Here is a 20,076-nt window from a genome sequence, read left to right on the forward strand (position 1 = left end):
CCGGTCACGGCACTGTGAGAATTGCTGATTTTCCCCATGGCGTTGCGCTGCCGCCGCAGGTTGCGGGCCCGATCGGGGCGGGCTGCGGGCAGGCCAGCGGTCACAGCGCCGTGCGCAGCGACCAGAGTTCGGGGAACAGCTCGACCTCCAGCATCCGGCGCAGGTAGGCCACGCCCGAGGTGCCGCCCGTGCCGCGCTTGACGCCGATCACGCGCGCGACCGTGGTCAGGTGGTTGAAGCGCCAGCGGCGGAAGTAGTCCTCGAAGTCCACCAGCTTCTCGGCCAGTTCATAGGCCTGCCAGTGGCGCGACGGATCGCGGTAGACGGCGGCCCAGACCGCCTCGACGCCGGGATGCGGCGTCCAGGGCTGGCGCAAGGGGCGCGCGAGGACCTCGTCCGGGACGGCGTGCCCCGCGCGGGCGAGGAAGTGCAGTGCCTCGTCATACAGCGGGCGGCGGGCCAGTTCGGCCTCGAGCCTTGCGGTCAGGTCGGGGCGATGCGCGTGCGGGCGCAGCATGGCAAGGTTGCGGTTGCCCACGGCATATTCGATCAGCCGGTACTGCCAGGACTGGAAGCCCGAGGACTGGCCCAGGCTTTCGCGGAAGGCGGTGTAGTCCGAGGGCGTCATGGTGCGCAACACGTCCCAGGCCGAGTTCAGCTGCTCGAAGATGCGGGCCACGCGGGCCAGCATCTTGAACGCCTCGTTCACGCGGTCGGCGGCGATCATCCGGCGCGCGGCGTCCAGCTCGTGCAGCGCCAGGCGCATCCAGAGTTCAGAGGTCTGGTGCTGGATGATGAACAGCATCTCGTCATGGGCATCCGACAGGGGATGCTGGGCGTCAAGGATGCGGTCGATCTGGAGGTAGTCGCCATAGGACATGCGGCCGTCGAACGCCATCTGGGCGCCGTCCTCGGCGGGGTTGAAGGGGCAGGTGGTCATGTCGGTCTCCGGTTTTGAAAGGGGTTTTCAGGAACGGAGAGCAGGCTTTCGGTTCAGGATCGACAGGGTGCCCATGCGCCGCCAGAGCGCGACCCAGCCGGCGGGGCGGCAAAGAGGGGGCAGGGTCAGTTGCCGCATGGCAGGCCAAGCGCGCGGCAGGTGCCGGGTGAAAGCCGGCGGTCGGGGGCTTCGGGGTCGGCCACGCCCATGTCGCCCTTCCAGGACAGCACGGCCCAGCCCATGCCCGCGGCCTCGGCGGCGCGGCGCTTGTCGGCCAGGAAGGCGTGATACCATTCGATCGGCTGGGTCACGCCGTCCGCGGTGTGCAGCGCGCCGAATTCGCCCAGAAGGATGCGGTCGCGCGGGATGCCGTGCGCATCCGCCCAGGACGCGGCGACCGCGATCTCGTAGGTCGCGTCGCTGTCGGCCGTTCCGGCATAGGCCTCGACCTCGCGGGCGATGGCCCCTTCATCGGCCAGGCCCTCGGCCTCGGCCATGCGGGCGGCGGAGTCCGCAATGACCCGGGCGGCGGTGTCTGGCGTCATCAGCGAAGGCGGATAGGGCAGGTCGCGCAGGTAGCGGACCGGGGCCTCGGTCCAGACCGCGCCCTGGTGGCTGTAGGCGAAGGGGACATAGCTGTGGAAGGTCCAGAGCACGCTGTCATCGCCGATATGCGCCGGGTCGAGACTGGCCAGCGCATTGGCCTGGCCCCAGCAGGCGCCGGTCAGGATGATCGTGAGGTCGGGCGCCTCGGCGCGGGCAGCGGCGTGGAGTTCGGCCTGCATCGCCGGCCATTTCGGCGGCGCGCCGGCATAGACGCCCTCGCAGTCGAAACTGGGTTCGTTCAGCAGTTCCAGCGCGACGCGGTCCTGCGGCAGCTCGGCCAGCCTTTGGGCGATCCGCGCCACCAGGGCCACATAGTCGGGGAAATGGCTGCCAAGCAGGCTTTCGATGCCGCCGATTTCCGCGCCGCGGGGCAGGGGGTGCAGGTCGAGGATGACCTTCAGGTCGGCATCCAGCCCCATCTGCACCGCCGCGATCATGCCGTCGATCAGCCGGTCCTGCTCGGCCCCCGGACCTGCGGCCAGGGCGGGGCCGGGGTCGGTGGGCATGCGGATGAAGTCGAACCCCTGTTCGGACAGGGCCTCCATCATCGCGGGCGTCACCATGCGACGCCAGTCGGGAAAGACGGCCAGCGCCTCGGGATCGGCCCGAAGCTCGGCGATCGAGCCCCAGTTATGCCACAGGTCGCCGTTGATCCCCCGTTTCAGCAGGATCGGCTCGGCCCCGGCAAGGCTGCCTGCCAGTGCAAGGGCAATGCAGAGGGTGAGGGAAAGGCGCATCCGACGATCCTTCAGGTGACCCGTGCGCGGGTCTTGAATTCCGGCTTGTCCCAGCTGCCGTAGTCCATGATCTTCGCCAGCACGGATACGGCACGGGCCACGTCGTCCTCGTCGATATAAAGGGGCGTGAAGCCGAAGCGCAGGATGTCCGGCGCACGGAAGTCGCCGATCACGCCCTCGGCAATCAGCGCCTGCATGATGGCATAACCTTCGGGGTGGCGGAAGCTGACCTGCGAGCCGCGCATCAGGTGCGAGCGGGGGGTGGCCAGGTGCAGCATCGGCGCGCGGGTCTCGATGCCCTTGATGAACTGGTCCTGAAGGCGCAGTGATTGGGCGTGGACCTCGCGCAGGTCGATGCCGTCCCAGACGTCAAGTGCGGCGTCGAGGGCTGCCATCTGAAGGATCGGCGGGGTGCCGACGCGCATCCGCTCGATCCCCGCGCCGGGGCGGTAGGTCAGGTCGAAGGCGAAGGGGCTTTCGTGGCCAAGCCAGCCCGACAGCGCCGGGCGGGCCACATCGGCGTGGCGGGGGGCGACGTAGATGAAGGCCGGGCCGCCGGGGCCGGAGTTCAGATACTTGTAGGTGCAGCCCACCGCGAAGTCGGCCTTGGCCGCTGTCAGGTCCACGGGGATCGCGCCCGCGCTGTGCGCGAGGTCCCAGACCGTGAGCGCCCCCATCTCGTGCGCGCGTTTCGTGATGTCGGCCATGTCGTGCCGTCGGCCGGTGCGGTAGTCCACCTCGGTCAGCATGACCACGGCGACGGTCTCGTCGATCGCGGCCATCACCTCTTCGGGGGCGACGGTCTTGAGGCGATACTGACCGCCCAGCGTGCGGCACAGGCCCTCGGCCATGTAGAGGTCGGAGGGGAAGTTGCCGGTGTCCGACAGGATCACCCGGCGCTTGGGGTTCATCTCCAAGGCCGAGGCGAGCGCCTGGTAGACCTTGATCGAAAGCGTGTCGCCCAGGACCACCGTGCCGGGGGCCGCGCCGATCAGCCGGGCGATCCGGTCGCCCATCGCGGCGGGCAGGGCCATCCAGCCGGCCTTGTTCCAGCCGCGGATCAGAAGCTCGGCCCATTCGTCCTGCATCACCCGGGCCATCCGGTCCGGTGCGGATTTCACCATGGGCCCCAGAGAGTTGCCGTCGAGGTAGATCACCCCCTCGGGCAGGTGGAAACGGGCCTTGGTCGCGGCAAAGTCGATGGGCATGGGCGGATCCTTCCGGGGTTCGGCCTGTCATGCCGCCTCGGGCGAGAAATTTCAAGCTTGAAATTTCTCCGGTCCCGGCGCGACCAACGGAATGACGCAGGGAAAGGCGGCAGCGGGTTCCGGGCTTGCAGGCCGCGGCGCGGGGTGGTTTAGACGGGTCATCCCCAGGAGGTTCGCATGCGCCCGACCCTTCGCGACATCGACATCCCGCCCAGCTGGCTGGCGCTGCATCTTGCGGCGGCCTGGGCCTTGTCCAAGGTCTCGCCCGCCCTTTTCGGTGCCGCCGGACGGCTTGGCGGGCTGATCCTGGTGGCCTCGGGCCTTGTCCTGATGGCGGCGGCGGTGGCAGAGATGGCGCGGCACAGGACCACGGTGATCCCGCGCCGGAACCCCTCGGCTCTGGTGACGGGCGGTGTCTTCCGCCTGTCGCGCAACCCGATCTATCTGGCCGATGCGCTGATCCTGCTGGGCGCGATCCTCTGGCTGGACGCAGGTCTGGCCCTGCCGCTGGTCGCCGGTTTCGTCTGGCTGATCCAGACCCGGTTCATCCGCGACGAGGAGGCCCGGCTGACCGAGGCCTTCGGGCCGGAGTTCGACCTCTGGGCCGCCCGCACCCGGCGCTGGTTCGGGCGGCGGGGCTGATTTCATGCTGCGGCCGCAAACGGGGTTTGAAATATTGTTGCGCGATGGTAAGTGCAACGAGTCAGATTATGGCGCAAGCCTTGCAATCGGGGGATGGGTGTGAAGATAGGCGCTTTGACAGAGGTCTTTCCGGGCGAGAACCGGGTGGCGATGACGCCGGATTCGGCGACGCAACTGGCCAAGCTGGGACATACGGCCTGCATCCAGGCGGGCGCGGGGGCCAAGGCGGGGTTCTCGGACGCGGCCTATGCGGCAGCAGGGGTCGAGGTGCTGCCGGATGCGGCCTCGGTCATCGCGGCGGCGGATGTGATCGTCAAGGTGCGGGGGCCGGATGCGCAGGAACTGGCGGCCTTGCGGGACGGGCAGACGCTGATCAGCTTCTTCTGGCCCGCGCAGAACCCCGAGCTTCTGGAAGCGGCGGCGAAGAAGAACCTGACCATCATCGCGATGGACATGGTGCCGCGGATTTCCCGCGCGCAGAAGATGGACGCGCTGTCCTCGATGGCCAACCTTGCCGGCTATCGCGCGGTGATCGAGGCGGCGAACAATTTCGGCCGCTTCTTCACCGGCCAGGTGACGGCAGCGGGCAAGATCCCGCCCGCGAAGGTGCTGGTGGTGGGCGCGGGCGTGGCAGGGCTGGCGGCCATCGGCGCCTCGGTCAGCCTGGGGGCTGTGACCCATGCCTTCGACGTCCGCCCCGAAGTGGCCGAGCAGATCGAATCCATGGGCGCGAATTTCGTGTTCCTGGAGTTCGAGCCGACCCAGGACGGCGCGGCGACGGGGGGTTATGCGGCGCCCTCCAGCCCCGAGTTCCGCGAAAAGCAGCTGGCCAAGTTCCGCGAGCTGGCGCCCGAGATGGACATCGTCATCACCACCGCGCTTATCCCCGGCCGGCCCGCGCCGAAGCTGTGGACCGAGGACATGGTGCGCGCGATGAAGCCGGGCAGCGTGATCGTCGATCTTGCGGCGGAACGCGGCGGCAACTGCGACCTGACGGTGCCGGACCAGAAGATCGTCACCGACAACGGCGTGACGATCATCGGCTACACCGATTTCCCCAGCCGGATGGCGACGCAGGCCTCGACGCTCTATGCCAACAACATCCGCCACATGCTCGCCGACCTCACGCCGAAGAAGGACGGCGTGATCCTGCACAACATGGAGGATGACGTGATCCGCGGCGCCACGGTTGCGCATATGGGGGCGGTGACCTATCCGCCGCCGCCGCCGAAGGTGCAGGCGATCGCGGCGGCCAGGCCCAAGGAGAAGCCGAAGGAACTGACGCCCGAGGAGCGCCGCGCGCAGGAGGTCGCGGCCTTCAAGGCGCAGACGCGCAATCAGGTGTCGCTGCTGACGATCGGAGGCGGCCTGATGCTTCTGGCGGGGCTTTATGCTCCGGCCAGTTTCATGAGCCATTTCATCGTCTTCGTGCTGGCGGTCTTCGTGGGCTTTCAGGTGATCTGGAACGTCAGCCACAGCCTGCACACGCCGCTGATGGCGATCACGAACGCCATTTCCTCGATCATCATCCTTGGGGCGCTGATGCAGATCGGGTCGGGGTCGTTTATGGTGATCCTGCTGGCGGCCCTGTCGGTCTTCATGGCCGGGATCAACATTTTCGGTGGCTTCATGGTCACCCGGCGCATGCTTGCCATGTTCCAGAAGTCGTAAGGGGGCCGTCGTGGGAACAATTGATAGCACCTACTACCGCCTGACCTGCAGTGTCTGTGGAAATGCTGAAACTTTATCTGCTCATCAAGGCGGATCAGGATGGTCCCCGGGTAACTGGGGTGTCTTGGGACCGGCTGTTCACTTCGATGTTGAAGAGGATCCAGGTAATCTGGGCAGTGGCCCCGAGGTAACCTCAGCGATCTGCAAGAAATGCGGCGTTGAAGCAAAAATAGAGAACAAGATGTTCTCGAAACCGACGGGTTGGTGAGGTAGCGCAGATGGCTTACGGATTCACCACGGCTGCCTATGTCGTTGCGGCCGTTCTCTTCATCCTCTCGCTGGGCGGGCTTTCGGGGCAGGAAAGCGCCAAGCGCGCGGTCTGGTATGGCATCGTCGGCATGGCGCTGGCGGTCCTTGCCACGCTTTACGGCCCCGGAGCGGGGCTCTGGTGGCTGTCGGTCGCGCTGATCGCGGGCGGCGGGGTGCTGGGCTGGATCGTGGCGCAGCGCGTCCAGATGACCGAGATGCCGCAGCTGGTGGCCGCGATGCACAGCCTGGTCGGCCTTGCGGCGGTCTTCATCGGCTTCAACACCCATATCGAGATGATCCGCCTTGCCGGCATGGACGAGGCCGCGCGCGCCGCGCTGACCGGCTTTGCCGCGACGGTGGCGCACAAGACCGGGGCCGAGATCACCATCCTGCGGATCGAGACCTTCCTCGGCGTCTTCATCGGGGCGGTGACGTTCACCGGCTCGGTCATCGCCTTCGGCAAGCTGGCGGGCAAGGTGGATGGCAAGGCGAAGAAGCTGCCCGGCGGGCATGCGCTGAACGCGGGCGCGGCGCTTTTGTCGCTGGTCCTTCTGGTCGTCTATCTGCAATCGGGCTCCACCCTGGCGCTGATCGTGATGACGCTGGCGGCGCTGTTCATCGGCTATCACCTGATCATGGGCATCGGCGGGGCGGACATGCCGGTCGTCGTCTCGATGCTGAACAGCTATTCCGGCTGGGCGGCGGCGGCGATCGGCTTTTCGCTGTCGAACGACCTGCTGATCGTGGTCGGCGCGCTGGTGGGTTCCTCGGGGGCGATCCTGAGCTACATCATGTGCAAGGCGATGAACCGCAGCTTCATCAGCGTGATCCTGGGCGGGTTCGGCAACACCACCGGCCCGCAGATGGAGGTGACGGGAGAACAGATCGCCATCGATGCCGAAGGGGTCGCGGCGGCGCTGAACGATGCCGAAAGTATCATCATCATCCCCGGCTACGGCATGGCGGTGGCGCAGGCGCAGCAGTCGGTCAGCGAACTGACCCGCAAGCTGCGTGCCAGGGGCAAGAACGTCCGCTTCGCCATCCACCCGGTTGCGGGTCGGCTGCCCGGCCACATGAACGTGCTTCTGGCCGAGGCGAAGGTGCCCTACGACATCGTGCTGGAGATGGACGAGATCAACGAGGACTTCCCGCACACGGATGTCGCCATCGTCATCGGGTCGAACGACATCGTGAACCCGGCCGCGCAGGAGGACCCGAACAGCCCCATCGCCGGGATGCCGGTGCTGGAGTGCTGGAAGGCCAAGCTGGTCATCGTGTCGAAGCGTGGGCAGGGGACGGGGTATTCCGGCATCGAGAACCCGCTGTTCTACAAGGAGAACACGCGGATGTTCTACGGCGACGCGAAGAAGTCGCTGGATGCGCTGCTGCCGCTGATCGAGTGAAAACGGAAGGGCGGGCAAGATGCCCGCCCTTTCTTCCTAGTCCTTCCGCGCAGCGCGCTTGCGTTCGTTCGGGTCCAGTTCCCGCTTGCGCAGCCGGATGATCTTGGGCGTGACCTCGACCAGTTCGTCATCGTCGATGTAGGCGATGGCCTCTTCCAGGCTCATCCTGACATGCGGGGTCAGCCGCACCGCCTCGTCCGAGCCGGAGGCGCGGATGTTGGTCAGCTTCTTGCCCTTCAGCGGGTTGACCTCAAGGTCGTTGTCCCGGCTGTGTTCGCCGATGATCATGCCGGTATAGACCTGTTCCTGCGGGCCGATGAACAGGCGGCCGCGTTCTTCCAGGTTCCACAGCGCATAGGCCACCGAAACCCCGGACTCGGTCGAGATCAGCACGCCCTGCCGCCGCCCCTGGATCGGGCCCTTGTGCGGCGCCCAGCCGTGGAAGATGCGGTTCAGCACGCCCGTGCCGCGCGTATCGGTCAGGAACTGCCCCTGATAGCCGATGAGACCCCGCGACGGCACATGCGCGATGATCCGCGTCTTGCCGACACCGGCGGGCTTCATCTCGACCAGCTCGCCCTTCCGCTCGCCGGTCAGCTTGTCAATGACCGCGCCGGAATATTCGTCGTCCACATCGATGATGACTTCCTCGATCGGCTCGTGCCGGACCCCGTCGATGTCCCGCATGATGACGCGGGGGCGGCTGATCGACAGTTCGAACCCCTCGCGGCGCATGTTCTCGATCAGCACGCCCATCTGGAGTTCGCCCCGGCCCGAGACCTCGAAGGCCTCGCCGCCCGGCGTGTCGGCGACCTTGATCGCCACGTTGACCTCGGCCTCCTTCATCAGCCGGTCGCGGATGACGCGGGACTGGACCTTGGTGCCGTCACGGCCCGCAAGGGGCGAATCGTTGATGCCGAAGGTCACGGTGATCGTCGGCGGGTCGATGGGCTGCGAGGGAAGGGCCGTGTCCACCTCCAGCGCGCAAAGGGTATCGGCCACGGTGGCCTTGGTCATGCCCGCAAGCGTGACGATATCGCCCGCGACGGCCTCGTCGATCGGGGTCTGGCTGAGGCCGCGGAAGGCGAGGATCTTCGTCACGCGGAACTGCTCCAGCCGCTCGCCGGTGCGCGACAGGGCCTTGAGCGTGGTGCCGGTGCTGATGCGGCCGGATTCGACGCGGCCTGTCAGGATGCGGCCCAGGTAGGGATCGGCGGAAAGGGTGGTGGCCAGCATCGAGAACGGCTCGTCCACGCGGGCCAGCACCTTCGGCGCGGGGACGTGGCGCACGATCAGGTCGAAGAGCGCGGACAGGTCCTTGCGCGGCCCGTCCAGCTCCAGATCGGCCCAGCCCGACCGGCCCGAGGCATAGACATGCGGGAAATCCAGCTGCTCGTCGCTGGCGCCGAGATTGGCGAAAAGGTCGAACACCTCGTTCAGCGCGCGGTCGGGTTCGGCGTCGGGCTTGTCGACCTTGTTCAGCACCACGATGGGGCGCAGGCCCAGGGCCAGCGCCTTGGTCAGCACGAACTTGGTCTGCGGCATCGGGCCTTCGGCGGCATCGACCAGAAGGCAGACGCCATCGACCATCGACAGGATCCGTTCGACCTCGCCGCCGAAATCGGCGTGGCCGGGGGTATCGACGATGTTGATCCGGGTGCCGTGCCATTCGACGCTGGTGCATTTCGCCAGGATCGTGATGCCGCGTTCGCGTTCGATGTCGTTCGAATCCATCGCGCGTTCCGAGACGGCCTCGTTGGCGCGGAAGGCCCCCGACTGTTTCAGAAGCTCGTCCACCAGCGTGGTCTTGCCGTGGTCGACGTGGGCGATGATCGCGATGTTGCGCAGTTCCATGGGGTCCGTTCCTGTAGGGTTGCGGCGCCCTTACAGGGTTTTGCGGCAACTGGCCAGAGCCTGTCAGGCCGCGATATAGCGGTCGCGGCGATGGTTGACGGCAAGGAACAGCGAAAAGACGGCGGCGCCCAGAAAGCTGTAGGCCAGGGTCTCCAGCGGCAGGATCAGGGCGGCAAGCGCGAAGATCACCACGTCGGACAGAAGCTGCGCATGGCCTGCGGGGAAGCCGGTGCGGTCCTGAAGCTCGATCCACAGGACCGAAAGTCCGCCGAAACTGCCGCCGTGGCGGATGGCGGCCAGGGCGGCGATGCCGAAAAGGAGGCCGAACAGGATCGCGGCCACGGCGGGTTCGATCCGGCCGAGTTCGATCCAGCGCGGCAGGACGGCGACAAGGGCGGACAGGGCGGCCGTGGTGACGAGCGTTTTCAGCGCGAAGGCAGCGCCCATCCGCTTGCAGGCGAGGCCGAGGAAGGGCAGGGTGACGGCAAAGTAGACGGCCGCGAAGGGCAGGCCGGTCAGATGGGCGATCAGCACGGCAAGGCCGGTGGTCTGTCCGGTGACAAAGCCCATGTGGGTCAGGATATGCATCCCCAAAGCGGCCATTATGACGCCGAACCCGATGCCTTGCGCGTCGTCAACGGCGCTGTGGCGGGGGCGGTCGGCGATCTGGTCGGGACGGTCGGGCATCGGGGGGCTCCTGCGGCTGGAAAGGTCATACATCCTGCCGCAGAAAAGTCAATAATGCTTACCTAAATCCGTTAGGCCAGAAAAAGGGCCGGAGGTTTCCCTCCGGCCCATGCATGGTGCGCTTTAGCGCACCCTGCGCAAATTACCCCTTCAGCGCCTTGTTCAGGTATTCGTCGACCTTCTCCAGAAAACCCATCGTGGTCAGCCATTTCTGGTCCGGCCCGACCAGGAGCGCGAGGTCCTTGGTCATGTACCCGTCCTCGACCGCCTGCACCGTCACCTTCTCCAGCGTGGTGGCGAAGTTCATCAGCGCCTCGTTGTTGTCCAGCGTCGCGCGGTGCTTCAGACCCCCGGTCCAGGCGTAGATCGACGCGATGGAGTTGGTCGAGGTCTGCTTGCCCTTCTGATGCTCGCGATAGTGGCGGGTCACCGTGCCGTGGGCGGCCTCGGCCTCGACGATCTTGCCGTCGGGCGTCATCAGCACGCTGGTCATCAGGCCGAGCGAACCGAAGCCCTGCGCCACGATGTCGGACTGCACGTCGCCGTCATAGTTCTTGCAGGCCCAGACATAGCCGCCCGACCATTTCAGCGCGCTGGCCACCATGTCGTCGATCAGCCGGTGTTCGTAGTGGATGCCCTTGGCCTTGAACTTGTCCGCAAACTCGGCGTCGAAGACCTGCTGGAAGATGTCCTTGAAGCGGCCGTCGTAGGCCTTGAGGATGGTGTTCTTCGTCGACAGATACACCGGCACCCCGCGCTGGAGGCCGTAGTTCAGCGAGGCGCGGGCGAAGTCGGTGATCGAGTCATCCAGGTTGTACATCCCCATGTAGACCCCGGCGGACGGCGCCGAATAGACGTCCTTCTCGATCACCGTGCCGTCCTCGCCGACGAATTTCATCGTCAGCTTGCCCGCCCCGGGGAACTTGAAGTCCGTCGCGCGATACTGGTCGCCGAAGGCGTGGCGGCCGACCACGATGGGCTGGGTCCAGTGCGGCACCAGGCGGGGGACGTTCTTGCAGATGATCGGCTCGCGGAAGATCACGCCGCCCAGGATGTTGCGGATCGTGCCGTTGGGCGACTTCCACATCTGCTTCAGGCCGAATTCCTCGACCCGGGCCTCGTCCGGGGTGATCGTCGCGCATTTCACGCCGACGCCGTACTGCTTGATCGCGTTCGCCGCGTCGATGGTGACCTGATCGTTGGTGCGGTCGCGCTCCTCGATCCCGAGATCGTAATATTTCAGGTCGATGTCGAGATAGGGCAGGATCAGCTTCTGCTTGATGAAGTCCCAGATGATCCGGGTCATCTCGTCGCCGTCCAGCTCGACGACGGGGTTGGCTACCTTGATCTTCGACACGGCTGACCTCCTTTGGGATTCGGTTGCAGGCTGCATAGCGGAAAAAGTGGGCCATGGAAAGGGCGGTATGCGATTGTATACCGAATGGCCGTCCCGCTCTTTGCGCCGCTCGTCGTGGACTTCGTCCGTCCTCGCTGGGGTGGTCTGCGACGAGACGCCGAAGGCGCACGAGGAGCTATCCGAACCGGGGCCGGGCCTTTTCGCGGACCCAGTCCCACAGCGCGGGCGCGCCCCTGGCGATCCTGGACCCGACACGGGCCTCAAGCTGGTCGTAGGTCACACCATAGGTTTCCCAGGTGCCGCCACCGCTCATCAGGTTCGCCATCACCGGCTGCACCCGGTCCAGGCTCTTGGCAAAGCGGGCGTCGGGGGTCTCGGCGGCCTCGAACTCTTCCCACAGCGCGCGGAGGCTTTCGCCGAGGTCGGGGGGCAACAGGCCGAAGATGCGCTCTGCGGCTCGCGCCTCTGCGGCCTGCGTCGCCTCGCTGCCATGGGCCTGGCCGTTCCGGGAATGGATCGGCACGTCGCCCACGTCGATCTCGACCAGATCGTGGATCAGGAGCATCCGGATCACCCGGTCAATGGACACCCCCGGCCCGGCCTGATCGGCCAGCACCAGCGCGTAAAGCGCCAGGTGCCAGGAATGTTCGCCGGAATTTTCCACCCGCGAGCCATCGACCAGGGTCGTCGCGCGCAGGATCTGCTTCAGCCGGTCGGCCTCGTTCAGAAAGGCGAACTGGCGTTCCAGCCGGTCGGTCAATGGCCCATGCCGCCGAAATCGACCGGGGCTTCGGGGGCCTCCTCGATCTCGCCGCGCTTGGCGGCAAGCGCCTTTTCCAGGAACTCGCGGCCGCGCCGTTCGGCCAGACGGACACGGACCGCGGTCATGTAGGCCTCCTGGAAGGTCGGAGAGGCCGCCATCAGAACCTTGGCGACCTTCTCGTAGAAGCGGTCATCGCCCAGTTCGGCTTCGGCGGCCAGCACGTCGTCGGCCAGCTGGTCGGCCATTTCCTGCAAGGTCGCCATCAGCGCGTTGCCTCCGTCAACCTCCGGCGGACATAGTCCGAAACGGTCTGGATCATCGGCTGCATATGCGCCTCTTCATCCTTGAAGAAATGGTCCGCCCCCTCGATCTCGGCATGGGTGATGGTGATGCCCTTCTGCTCGTGCAGCTTGCTGACCAGGGCCCGGGTGTCCTTGGGCGGCGCGACCTTGTCGGCGGTGCCGTTGATGATCAGGCCCGAGGAGGGGCAGGGGGCAAGGAAGGAGAAGTCATACAGGTTCGCGGGCGGCGCCACCGAGACGAAGCCGGTGATCTCGGGCCGCCGCATCAGAAGCTGCATGCCGATCCAGGCGCCGAAGGAAAACCCCGCGACCCAGCACTGCTTGGAGTTCTGGTTCATCGATTGCAGATAGTCCAGCGCCGAGGCCGCATCCGACAATTCGCCGATGCCCTGGTCATATTCGCCCTGGCTGCGCCCCACGCCGCGGAAGTTGAAGCGCAGGACCGTGAAGCCCAGATTGTAGAAGGCATAGTGCAGATTGTAGACGACCTTGTTGTTCATCGTCCCGCCATAGGCCGGGTGCGGGTGCAGCACGATCGCGATCGGCGCGTCGCGGTCCTTCTGCGGATGGTAGCGGCCTTCCAGACGTCCGTCGGGACCGGCAAAGATTACCTCGGGCATTGCACTTTTCTCATCCAGGAGCGTGCGATTTCTTGACGCTTTCGCTCGGCTAAACTAGAACCGTTCTAAAGCTGGCATGCGGCCTGGCGACCGGGGCCAACTTTTCGGGGCTTGACTGAGGTAATGTGCGCGGCGCGTGGCGTCAATGCGGTTGCATGGGCCGCGCGGGCCAGGAGGCGGGAATGAAGCTATCGACCAAGGGGCGCTATGCGATGGTCGCCCTTGCAGACCTTGCCCTGGCGCAGGGCGACGATCTGGTGTCGCTGGCGGCGATTTCCAAGCGGCAGGACATCAGCCTGCCCTATCTGGAACAGCTGTTCGTCAAGCTGCGCCGGGCTGGGCTGGTCGAGGCCGTGCGCGGCCCCGGGGGCGGCTACAAGCTGGCGAAATCGCCCGACCAGATCCGTATCAGCGAGGTGATGCAGGCGGTCGAGGAGACGGTGGATGCGATGCACACCGGTGCGGGAGCCAGCGGCGGGCTTTCGGGCACACGGGCGCAATCGCTGACCAACCGGCTGTGGGAAAGCCTTTCGGCCAATGTCTATGTCTTTCTGCACCAGGTCCGGCTGTCGGATGTGGTGAATAACGATCTCACCCCCTGCCCGGCGGTTCCCAGCCTGTTCCGCGTGGTGGACGAGGAATGAGCCGCCTCTACCTGGACTGGAACGCGACCGCGCCGCTGCGGCCCGAGGCGAAGGCGGCGATGCTTGCGGCGATGGAGGTGGTGGGCAACCCGTCCTCGGTTCATGCCGAAGGACGGGCGGCCAGGGCGCTGGTGGAACGCGCGCGGGCGCAGGTGGCGGCGGCGCTTGGGGCTGACGGGGCGGATGTCGTCTTCACCAGCGGCGCGACCGAGGCGGCGGCGTTGGCCTGCGCCGGGCGCGGCCTGGTCTGCGCCGGTGTGGAGCATGATGCAGTGGCCGCCTGGTGCGAGGCGGGTCTGGCGGTGGACGGGCAGGGCCGGGTGACGGTTCCCGACCCGCCCCGGTCGGCGCTGCAACTGGCCAACAGCGAGACCGGCGTGATCCAGGACCTGCCCCAGGGCCTGGCGGTCAGCGACCTGACGCAGGCCTTCGGCAAGATTGCCTTTGCCTTCAACTGGCTGGGCTGCGACAGCGGGCTGGTATCGGCGCACAAGCTGGGCGGGCCGAAGGGCATCGGCGCGCTGGTGGTGCGGCAGGGGGTCGAGGTGCTGGCGCAGCTGAAGGGCGGCGGGCAGGAGATGGGCCGCCGCGCCGGGACCGAGAACCTGATCGGCATCGCAGGCTTCGGCGCCGCGGCCGAAGCCGCCGCCCGCGATCTGGCGAACGGCGTCTGGGAGGAGGTCGCCGAACTTAGAAATATTCTAGAAATGCAGTTGTCGGCCGCGGAAAATGAGACTATTTGCGTCGGGAATGGTTCGCCGCGCCTGCCGAACACGCTTTGCCTGATCGCGCCCGGCTGGAAGGGCGAGACCCAGGTGATGGCGATGGATCTGGCGGGGTTCGCGATTTCCGCCGGTTCGGCCTGTTCCAGCGGGAAGGTGCGGACCAGCCGTGTCCTGACCGCGATGGGCCTTGATCCGGCCCTTGCGGGCCAGGCGATCCGGGTCTCGATCGGCCCGGGGACGAGACGAGACGAGGTGCTGCGGTTCGGGGAAGCCTGGACCAAGGCCTATGCCAAGGCCCGCGCGCGGGCTGCCTGAAGGGATGATGCCGATGACCGCCGCTCTGGACACTTCCGAAGCCGTCGAGATCCGCGAAGGTGTTGATCGCGGGACCGTCGAGACCGTGCAGGCGATGGCCGGCAAGTACAAGTACGGCTGGGAAACCGAGATCGAGACGGAATATGCGCCGAAGGGTCTTAACGAGGACATCGTGCGCCTGATCAGCCAGAAAAACGGCGAGCCGTCCTGGCTTCTGGACTGGCGGCTTGACGCCTTCCGCCGCTGGCAGAAGATGGAAGAGCCCCGCTGGGCGATGGTGCGCTATCCGGAGATCGACTATCAGGATCAGTACTATTACGCCAAGCCGAAAAGCATGGCGAAGAAGCCGAAGTCGCTGGACGAGGTGGATCCGAAGCTGCTGGCGACCTATGCCAAGCTGGGGATTCCCCTGAAGGAACAGATGCTTCTGGCCGGAGTCGAAGGCGAGGCCGAGCCGCGCAAGGTGGCGGTGGATGCGGTCTTCGACAGCGTGTCCGTGGGCACGACCTTCAAGGCCGAGCTTGCCAGGGCGGGCGTGATCTTCTGCTCGATCTCGGAAGCGGTGCGCGAACATCCCGATCTGGTGCGGAAGTATCTGGGCTCGGTCGTGCCGCCGACCGACAACTTCTTTGCCACGCTGAACAGTGCCGTGTTCAGTGACGGGTCCTTCGTCTACATCCCCAAGGGCGTGCGCTGCCCGATGGAGCTGTCCACCTATTTCCGCATCAATGCCGAAAACACCGGCCAGTTCGAACGGACCCTGATCGTGGCCGACGAAGGGTCTTACGTCAGCTACCTGGAAGGCTGCACCGCGCCCAAGCGCGACACGAACCAACTGCACGCCGCCGTAGTGGAGATCGTGATCCTGAAGGATGCCGAGGTGAAATATTCGACCGTCCAGAACTGGTATCCGGGCGACGAGAACGGGGTCGGCGGCATCTATAACTTCGTCACCAAGCGCGCCGATTGCCGGGGCGACCGGGCCAAGGTGATGTGGACCCAAGTCGAGACCGGGTCGGCGATCACCTGGAAATACCCCTCCTGCATCCTGCGCGGCGACGACAGCCAGGGCGAGTTCTATTCGATCGCCATCGCCAACAACGCCCAGCAGGCCGATACCGGGACGAAGATGATCCACCTTGGCAAGCGGACGAAATCGCGGATCGTCTCCAAGGGCATCTCGGCGGGCCGGGCGCAGAACACCTATCGGGGGCTGGTCTCGATGCACCCCAAAGCCAGGGACAGCCGCAACTATACCCAGTGCGACAGTCTGCTGATCGGCGACAAGTGCGGGGCGCACACAGTGCCTTACATCGAAGTTCGCAACAATTCCTCGCGCGTGGAGCATGAGGCGACGACCTCGAAGGTGGACGACGACCAGCTGTTCTACTGCCGTTCGCGCGGCATGGACGAGGAAGAGGCCGTGGCCCTGGTGGTGAACGGCTTTTGCAAGGAGGTTCTCCAGGCCCTGCCGATGGAGTTCGCGATGGAGGCGCAAAGCCTGGTCGCGATCAGCCTGGAAGGCTCGGTCGGCTGACCTGCCATGGCCAAGGCGCTTGCACAGGTCCAGCCCGACGCAGCACGGCCCCCGGTCGTTCTGGTCTCGGCCATGCGCAACGAGGGCCCCTTCGTGCTGGAATGGCTGGCCTATCACCGGGTGATCGGGGTGGATCGGGTGGTTATCGTTTCCAACGGCTCAACAGACGGGTCAGATGACCTGCTGGCCGCTCTGGCAGAGGCGGGGGAGATCACCTTTCTGCGCACCACGCCCGGCTACGGGGTCGCGCCGCAGGCGGCGGCTGTTCAGGCCTTCGAGGCCGAGGTCGGCTATCAGCGCGGCGCCTGGTATCTCTGGCTCGACGCAGACGAGTTTCTGAACGTTCACGTCGGCGAACGCACGGTGCAGGCGCTTCTGGACCGGCTGGGGGGCGCCGGGGCGCTGATGCTGAACTGGCGGCTGTTCGGCTCGGGCGGCAACGACAGCTTTCCAGGGCGGCACATCTCGGGCCATTTCATCGGCGCCTCGAAGCTGGGGTTCGTTGCCAATCTGGAAACCAAGCCGATGTTCTGCTTCGGCGACAGGTTTGCGGGTTTCTCGGCCGATTCCGTTGGCCTGCCGCGCCTTGTCGACGGGGCCGCGGTCACGGCGGACGACTGCCTTGGCGGCAATGGCAAGCCCCTGGACCCGAAGAACCCCCGCACCGCACCCTGGCTGGAGCGGCGGCCCTACACCGGACGCACCAACCTTGCCTCGCGGCATGAATTCGGCTGGGACCTGGCGCAGATCAACCACTATTCCGTCCGCACGCCCGACCATTTCCGCCTGAAGGCCGCGCGGGGCAGGGGCATGGTCTCGACCGGCCCGCGCCGCCCGAATGTGCGCCACACGCCGGAATATTTCGACCGCTTCGACCGGAACGAGGCCGAGGATCGGTCAATCCTGCATTGGGAAGCGGCGGTCACCGAGGAAATGGCCCGCCTGATGGCGCTGCCCGGCGTGGCCGAGGCGCAGGCTCGGGTCAACGCGCTGGTGGCCGAGGCGCTGGCCGCGTTGGATCACGGCCGGAACCCCGGGATGGACGCCTCCGCGCCTCCGACACCGGTTGTCATTCGCGGCATGGATGCAGACCACGAGCAGGAGACCGAAGCGCCCAGCTTCAAGCTGACCTTCGGCCCGGCCGAGGCAGAGGTGGTCCGGCGCCATTATGCGGCGGCAGAGACGATCCTGGAATATGGCAGCGGCGGCTCGACCGTTCTTGCGGCGCGGCTGGGCAGGGCTGTGTTCAGCGTGGAAAGCGACCGGGCCTGGGCCGAGCGTCTGGCCGATCATGTTGCGCCGATCTCGGACCGGGTGCATGTGCACTGGGCCGATGTCGGGCCCACCGGCGCCTGGGGCATGCCGGCCGGTTCGCGCGACTTCCGCCGGTTTCACGGCTATGCGCTGTCGGTCTGGGACCGGCCGGATTTCGTGCAGCCCGACCTGGTGCTGATCGATGGCCGGTTCCGCGCCGCCTGTCTGGTGGCGGTGCGCTTGCGCGCGACCCGGCCCGTCACCGTGCTGTTCGACGACTATCGCAAGCGCGCCTACTACCATGGGGTGGAAGCTCTGGCCCGCAAGGAAGAAATGGTGGGTCGCATGGCCCGCTTTACCGTCACCCCCGGCGCGATCCCGCCCGAGATGGTCACCACGGCCATCGGCTGGTTCACCGATCCGCGCTGACGCCAAAGGGAAGAAAGATGCTGGAAATCAGGAATCTGCACGTCAAACTTCAGGAAGAGGACAAGGTGATCCTGCGCGGGGTGGACCTGACCGTCGGCGCGGGCGAGGTCCATGCGATCATGGGGCCGAACGGGTCGGGCAAGTCCACCCTGTCCTATGTCCTGGCGGGCCGCGACGGCTATGAGGTCACGGAAGGTTCGGCGAGGCTGGAGGGCAAGGACCTTCTGGACATGGAGCCCGAGGAACGCGCCGCTGCCGGTCTGTTCCTTGCGTTCCAGTATCCGGTGGAAATCCCCGGCGTCGGCAACATGACCTTCCTGCGCACCGCGGTGAACGCGCAACGCAAGGCACGCGGCGAGGCGGAGCTTTCCGCCGGCGACTTCCTGAAAGTGGTCCGCGAAAAGGCCAGGACGCTGAAGATCGACGCCGAGATGCTGAAGCGCCCGGTCAATGTCGGCTTCTCGGGCGGTGAGAAAAAGCGCAACGAAATCCTGCAGATGGCCATGCTGGAGCCGCGCATGTGCATCCTGGATGAAACCGATTCGGGGCTTGACGTCGATGCGATGAAGCTGGTCGCGGACGGCGTGAACGCCTTGCGCAGCGACGGCCGGTCCTTCCTGGTCATCACCCACTACCAGCGGCTTCTGGACCATATCAGGCCGGATGTCGTGCACATCATGGCCGCGGGACGCATCATCAGGACCGGGGGCCCGGAGCTGGCGCTGGAGGTCGAAAACAACGGCTATGCCGACATCCTGAGCGAGGTGGGCTGATGGCACTGCCGAAGGCGAAGGAAGACGCGCTTGCCGCGCGGCTCGCCGCTCTCCCGGCGCTGTCGGGCAAGGGGTGGCTGGCGGCGGCGCGGGCCGAGGCTCTGGCCCGGTTGCAGGCGATGGGCCTGCCCGCACGGCGCGACGAATACTGGCGCTACACCGATCCGGCCAGCCTGAACGCGCCCGAGCCGCTGCCGGCGAAGCGCTTTGACGTGACGGACGAGGCGGCACCCTTCGACGGCATGGACCGGCTGAAGATCGTCTTCGTCGATGGCGTGTTCGATGCCGCGGCCTCGGACGATCTGGCGCTGGCCGGGGTGTCGATCGAACGACTGGCCACGGCAGAGGAAAAGGACATCCACTGGGCGCAGGGCATCTATGGCGTCCTCGAGGCGCGCGGCCAGACCCCCGTGGCCCGCCCGCTGGCCGCACTGAACTCGGCCTTTGCCACGGATGGCGTGCTGATCCATGCGACGGGCCGGGCGAGCAAGCCGGTTTCCCTGATTTACGTCCATAATTCAGAGACTTCCGACGCGATCCTGCACCATTGCATCAAGCTGGACCCCGGCGCGGAACTGACGCTTCTGGAAAACGGCCCGGCGGCGGCGCGCTTCTCGAAGGTGATGGAGGTCGACATCGCCGATGGCGCCAGCTTCCACCACATCCGCCTTCAGGGGCGCGACCACGAACGCCGCGCCGTGACCCATCTCTTTGCCCGGCTCGGCGCGAAATCCGACCTGCGGTCCTTCACGCTGACCGCGAACGGGCGGCTGACGCGGAACGAGGCGGTGGTGGAGCTGACCGGGGACGAGGGCCGGGCGCATCTGGCCGGGGCCACGGTCGGGGACGGCGGGTTTCACCACGACGATACGGTCTTCATCACCCATGCCGCCGTGGCCTGCGAAAGCCGCCAGGTGTTCAAGAAGGTGCTGATGAACGGGGCCACGGGCGTATTCCAGGGCAAGATCCTGGTGAAGCCCGGCGCGCAGAAGACCGACGGCTACCAGATCAGCCAGAGCCTGCTTCTGGACGAGGACAGCCAGTTCCTCGCCAAGCCCGAACTGGAGATCTACGCCGACGACGTGAAGTGCAGTCACGGCTCCACCTCCGGCGCCATAGACGAAACCGCGCTGTTCTACCTGCAATCGCGCGGCGTGCCGCGGCGGCAGGCGCAGGCGCTGCTGGTGCTGGCCTTCCTGGCCGAAGCGATCGAGGAGATCGCCGACGAGGCGATCGCCGAGGACATCCGCGCGCGGCTGGAACGCTGGCTGGCCCGGCACGGATCGAAAGGGTAGGGTGC

Annotated in this window: 18 protein-coding genes; 9 read left to right on the forward strand and 9 right to left on the reverse strand. The window is 66.3% G+C overall.

Annotation, left to right across the window (positions count from 1 at the left end):
• Positions 1-100 precede the first annotated feature (100 nt).
• The 3 genes from kynA to kynU form a co-directional block, all read right to left on the reverse strand.
• Entirely contained in the window at positions 101-940 is an 840-nt protein-coding gene (kynA, locus tag G8O29_RS08940) for a tryptophan 2,3-dioxygenase (protein ID WP_166402890.1), read from the reverse strand.
• Positions 941-1,065: 125 nt separating this feature from the next.
• Positions 1,066-2,283: a glycoside hydrolase family 5 protein gene (locus G8O29_RS08945; protein ID WP_166402891.1), complete on the reverse strand. Its 1,218-nt coding sequence runs from the start codon at positions 2,281-2,283 to the stop codon at positions 1,066-1,068.
• A gap of 11 nt (positions 2,284-2,294) precedes the next feature.
• Entirely contained in the window at positions 2,295-3,491 is a 1,197-nt protein-coding gene (kynU, locus tag G8O29_RS08950; RefSeq protein ID WP_166402892.1) for a kynureninase, read from the reverse strand.
• A gap of 177 nt (positions 3,492-3,668) precedes the next feature.
• On the opposite strand from kynU, the gene G8O29_RS08955 reads away from it, so the two are divergent.
• From G8O29_RS08955 to G8O29_RS08965, 3 genes are all read left to right on the forward strand, one after another.
• A complete protein-coding gene (locus G8O29_RS08955) occupies positions 3,669-4,133 on the forward strand; it encodes a methyltransferase family protein (RefSeq protein WP_166402893.1) in 465 nt (154 codons plus the stop codon).
• A gap of 99 nt (positions 4,134-4,232) precedes the next feature.
• The gene (locus G8O29_RS08960; protein WP_166402958.1) at positions 4,233-5,804 is read left to right on the forward strand and encodes a Re/Si-specific NAD(P)(+) transhydrogenase subunit alpha; all 1,572 of its coding nucleotides are present in this window, start codon (positions 4,233-4,235) and stop codon (positions 5,802-5,804) included.
• A gap of 278 nt (positions 5,805-6,082) precedes the next feature.
• A complete protein-coding gene (locus tag G8O29_RS08965; RefSeq protein WP_166402894.1) occupies positions 6,083-7,516 on the forward strand; it encodes an NAD(P)(+) transhydrogenase (Re/Si-specific) subunit beta in 1,434 nt (477 codons plus the stop codon).
• A 36-nt stretch (positions 7,517-7,552) separates the two neighbouring features.
• Here G8O29_RS08965 and typA read toward each other — a convergent pair whose 3' ends face one another.
• The 6 genes from typA to G8O29_RS08995 form a co-directional block, all read right to left on the reverse strand.
• Positions 7,553-9,370, reverse strand: coding sequence for a translational GTPase TypA (typA, locus tag G8O29_RS08970; protein ID WP_166402895.1), 1,818 nt, complete (start codon positions 9,368-9,370; stop codon positions 7,553-7,555).
• A gap of 63 nt (positions 9,371-9,433) precedes the next feature.
• Complete coding sequence (locus G8O29_RS08975) at positions 9,434-10,057, reverse strand: YitT family protein (protein ID WP_207623735.1); 624 nt, start codon at positions 10,055-10,057, stop codon at positions 9,434-9,436.
• A 142-nt stretch (positions 10,058-10,199) separates the two neighbouring features.
• Complete coding sequence (locus G8O29_RS08980) at positions 10,200-11,414, reverse strand: NADP-dependent isocitrate dehydrogenase (protein ID WP_166402896.1); 1,215 nt, start codon at positions 11,412-11,414, stop codon at positions 10,200-10,202.
• A gap of 175 nt (positions 11,415-11,589) precedes the next feature.
• Positions 11,590-12,174 carry an HD domain-containing protein gene (locus G8O29_RS08985; protein WP_166402897.1) on the reverse strand — a complete coding sequence of 195 codons (585 nt, stop codon included), beginning with the start codon at positions 12,172-12,174 and terminating at the stop codon, positions 11,590-11,592.
• The gene (locus G8O29_RS08990; protein WP_166402898.1) at positions 12,171-12,440 is read right to left on the reverse strand and encodes a hypothetical protein; all 270 of its coding nucleotides are present in this window, start codon (positions 12,438-12,440) and stop codon (positions 12,171-12,173) included. Before G8O29_RS08990 ends, G8O29_RS08985 begins: the two co-directional genes overlap by 4 nt.
• Positions 12,440-13,099, reverse strand: a complete 660-nt coding sequence (locus G8O29_RS08995) for an alpha/beta hydrolase (RefSeq protein ID WP_166402899.1) — start codon at positions 13,097-13,099, stop codon at positions 12,440-12,442. Before G8O29_RS08995 ends, G8O29_RS08990 begins: the two co-directional genes overlap by 1 nt.
• A gap of 182 nt (positions 13,100-13,281) precedes the next feature.
• Here G8O29_RS08995 and iscR point away from each other — a divergent pair, with 182 nt between their 5' ends.
• From iscR to sufD, 6 genes are read left to right on the forward strand one after another with little or no spacing between them, the layout of a single operon-like run.
• Positions 13,282-13,743, forward strand: coding sequence for a Fe-S cluster assembly transcriptional regulator IscR (gene iscR / locus G8O29_RS09000; protein WP_166402900.1), 462 nt, complete (start codon positions 13,282-13,284; stop codon positions 13,741-13,743).
• Positions 13,740-14,783: a cysteine desulfurase family protein gene (locus G8O29_RS09005; RefSeq protein WP_166402901.1), complete on the forward strand. Its 1,044-nt coding sequence runs from the start codon at positions 13,740-13,742 to the stop codon at positions 14,781-14,783. The genes iscR and G8O29_RS09005 overlap by 4 nt, the downstream gene beginning before the upstream one ends.
• Before the next feature lie 13 nt (positions 14,784-14,796).
• Complete coding sequence (gene sufB, locus G8O29_RS09010) at positions 14,797-16,320, forward strand: Fe-S cluster assembly protein SufB (RefSeq protein WP_166402902.1); 1,524 nt, start codon at positions 14,797-14,799, stop codon at positions 16,318-16,320.
• A gap of 6 nt (positions 16,321-16,326) precedes the next feature.
• Entirely contained in the window at positions 16,327-18,003 is a 1,677-nt protein-coding gene (locus G8O29_RS18810) for a bifunctional glycosyltransferase/class I SAM-dependent methyltransferase (RefSeq protein WP_166402903.1), read from the forward strand.
• Positions 18,004-18,020: 17 nt separating this feature from the next.
• The gene (sufC, locus tag G8O29_RS09020; RefSeq protein ID WP_166402904.1) at positions 18,021-18,776 is read left to right on the forward strand and encodes a Fe-S cluster assembly ATPase SufC; all 756 of its coding nucleotides are present in this window, start codon (positions 18,021-18,023) and stop codon (positions 18,774-18,776) included.
• Positions 18,776-20,071, forward strand: a complete 1,296-nt coding sequence (gene sufD / locus G8O29_RS09025) for a Fe-S cluster assembly protein SufD (protein WP_166402905.1) — start codon at positions 18,776-18,778, stop codon at positions 20,069-20,071. The genes sufC and sufD overlap by 1 nt, the downstream gene beginning before the upstream one ends.
• The last annotated feature ends 5 nt before the right edge of the window (positions 20,072-20,076 follow it).

Source organism: Rhodobacter calidifons (assembly GCF_011174775.1).
GTDB classification, from domain to species: domain Bacteria; phylum Pseudomonadota; class Alphaproteobacteria; order Rhodobacterales; family Rhodobacteraceae; genus Tabrizicola; species Tabrizicola calidifons.

Coding starts and splice junctions, on each gene's coding strand:
- kynA (WP_166402890.1), bottom strand. CDS start 940: ATGACCACCTGCCCCTTCAACCCCGCCGAGGACGGCGCCCAGATGGCG.
- G8O29_RS08945 (WP_166402891.1), bottom strand. CDS start 2,283: ATGCGCCTTTCCCTCACCCTCTGCATTGCCCTTGCACTGGCAGGCAGC.
- kynU (WP_166402892.1), bottom strand. CDS start 3,491: ATGCCCATCGACTTTGCCGCGACCAAGGCCCGTTTCCACCTGCCCGAG.
- G8O29_RS08955 (WP_166402893.1), top strand. CDS start 3,669: ATGCGCCCGACCCTTCGCGACATCGACATCCCGCCCAGCTGGCTGGCG.
- G8O29_RS08965 (WP_166402894.1), top strand. CDS start 6,083: ATGGCTTACGGATTCACCACGGCTGCCTATGTCGTTGCGGCCGTTCTC.
- typA (WP_166402895.1), bottom strand. CDS start 9,370: ATGGAACTGCGCAACATCGCGATCATCGCCCACGTCGACCACGGCAAG.
- G8O29_RS08975 (WP_207623735.1), bottom strand. CDS start 10,057: ATGCCCGACCGTCCCGACCAGATCGCCGACCGCCCCCGCCACAGCGCC.
- G8O29_RS08990 (WP_166402898.1), bottom strand. CDS start 12,440: ATGGCGACCTTGCAGGAAATGGCCGACCAGCTGGCCGACGACGTGCTG.
- G8O29_RS08995 (WP_166402899.1), bottom strand. CDS start 13,099: ATGCCCGAGGTAATCTTTGCCGGTCCCGACGGACGTCTGGAAGGCCGC.
- iscR (WP_166402900.1), top strand. CDS start 13,282: ATGAAGCTATCGACCAAGGGGCGCTATGCGATGGTCGCCCTTGCAGAC.
- G8O29_RS09005 (WP_166402901.1), top strand. CDS start 13,740: ATGAGCCGCCTCTACCTGGACTGGAACGCGACCGCGCCGCTGCGGCCC.
- sufB (WP_166402902.1), top strand. CDS start 14,797: ATGACCGCCGCTCTGGACACTTCCGAAGCCGTCGAGATCCGCGAAGGT.
- G8O29_RS18810 (WP_166402903.1), top strand. CDS start 16,327: ATGGCCAAGGCGCTTGCACAGGTCCAGCCCGACGCAGCACGGCCCCCG.
- sufC (WP_166402904.1), top strand. CDS start 18,021: ATGCTGGAAATCAGGAATCTGCACGTCAAACTTCAGGAAGAGGACAAG.
- sufD (WP_166402905.1), top strand. CDS start 18,776: ATGGCACTGCCGAAGGCGAAGGAAGACGCGCTTGCCGCGCGGCTCGCC.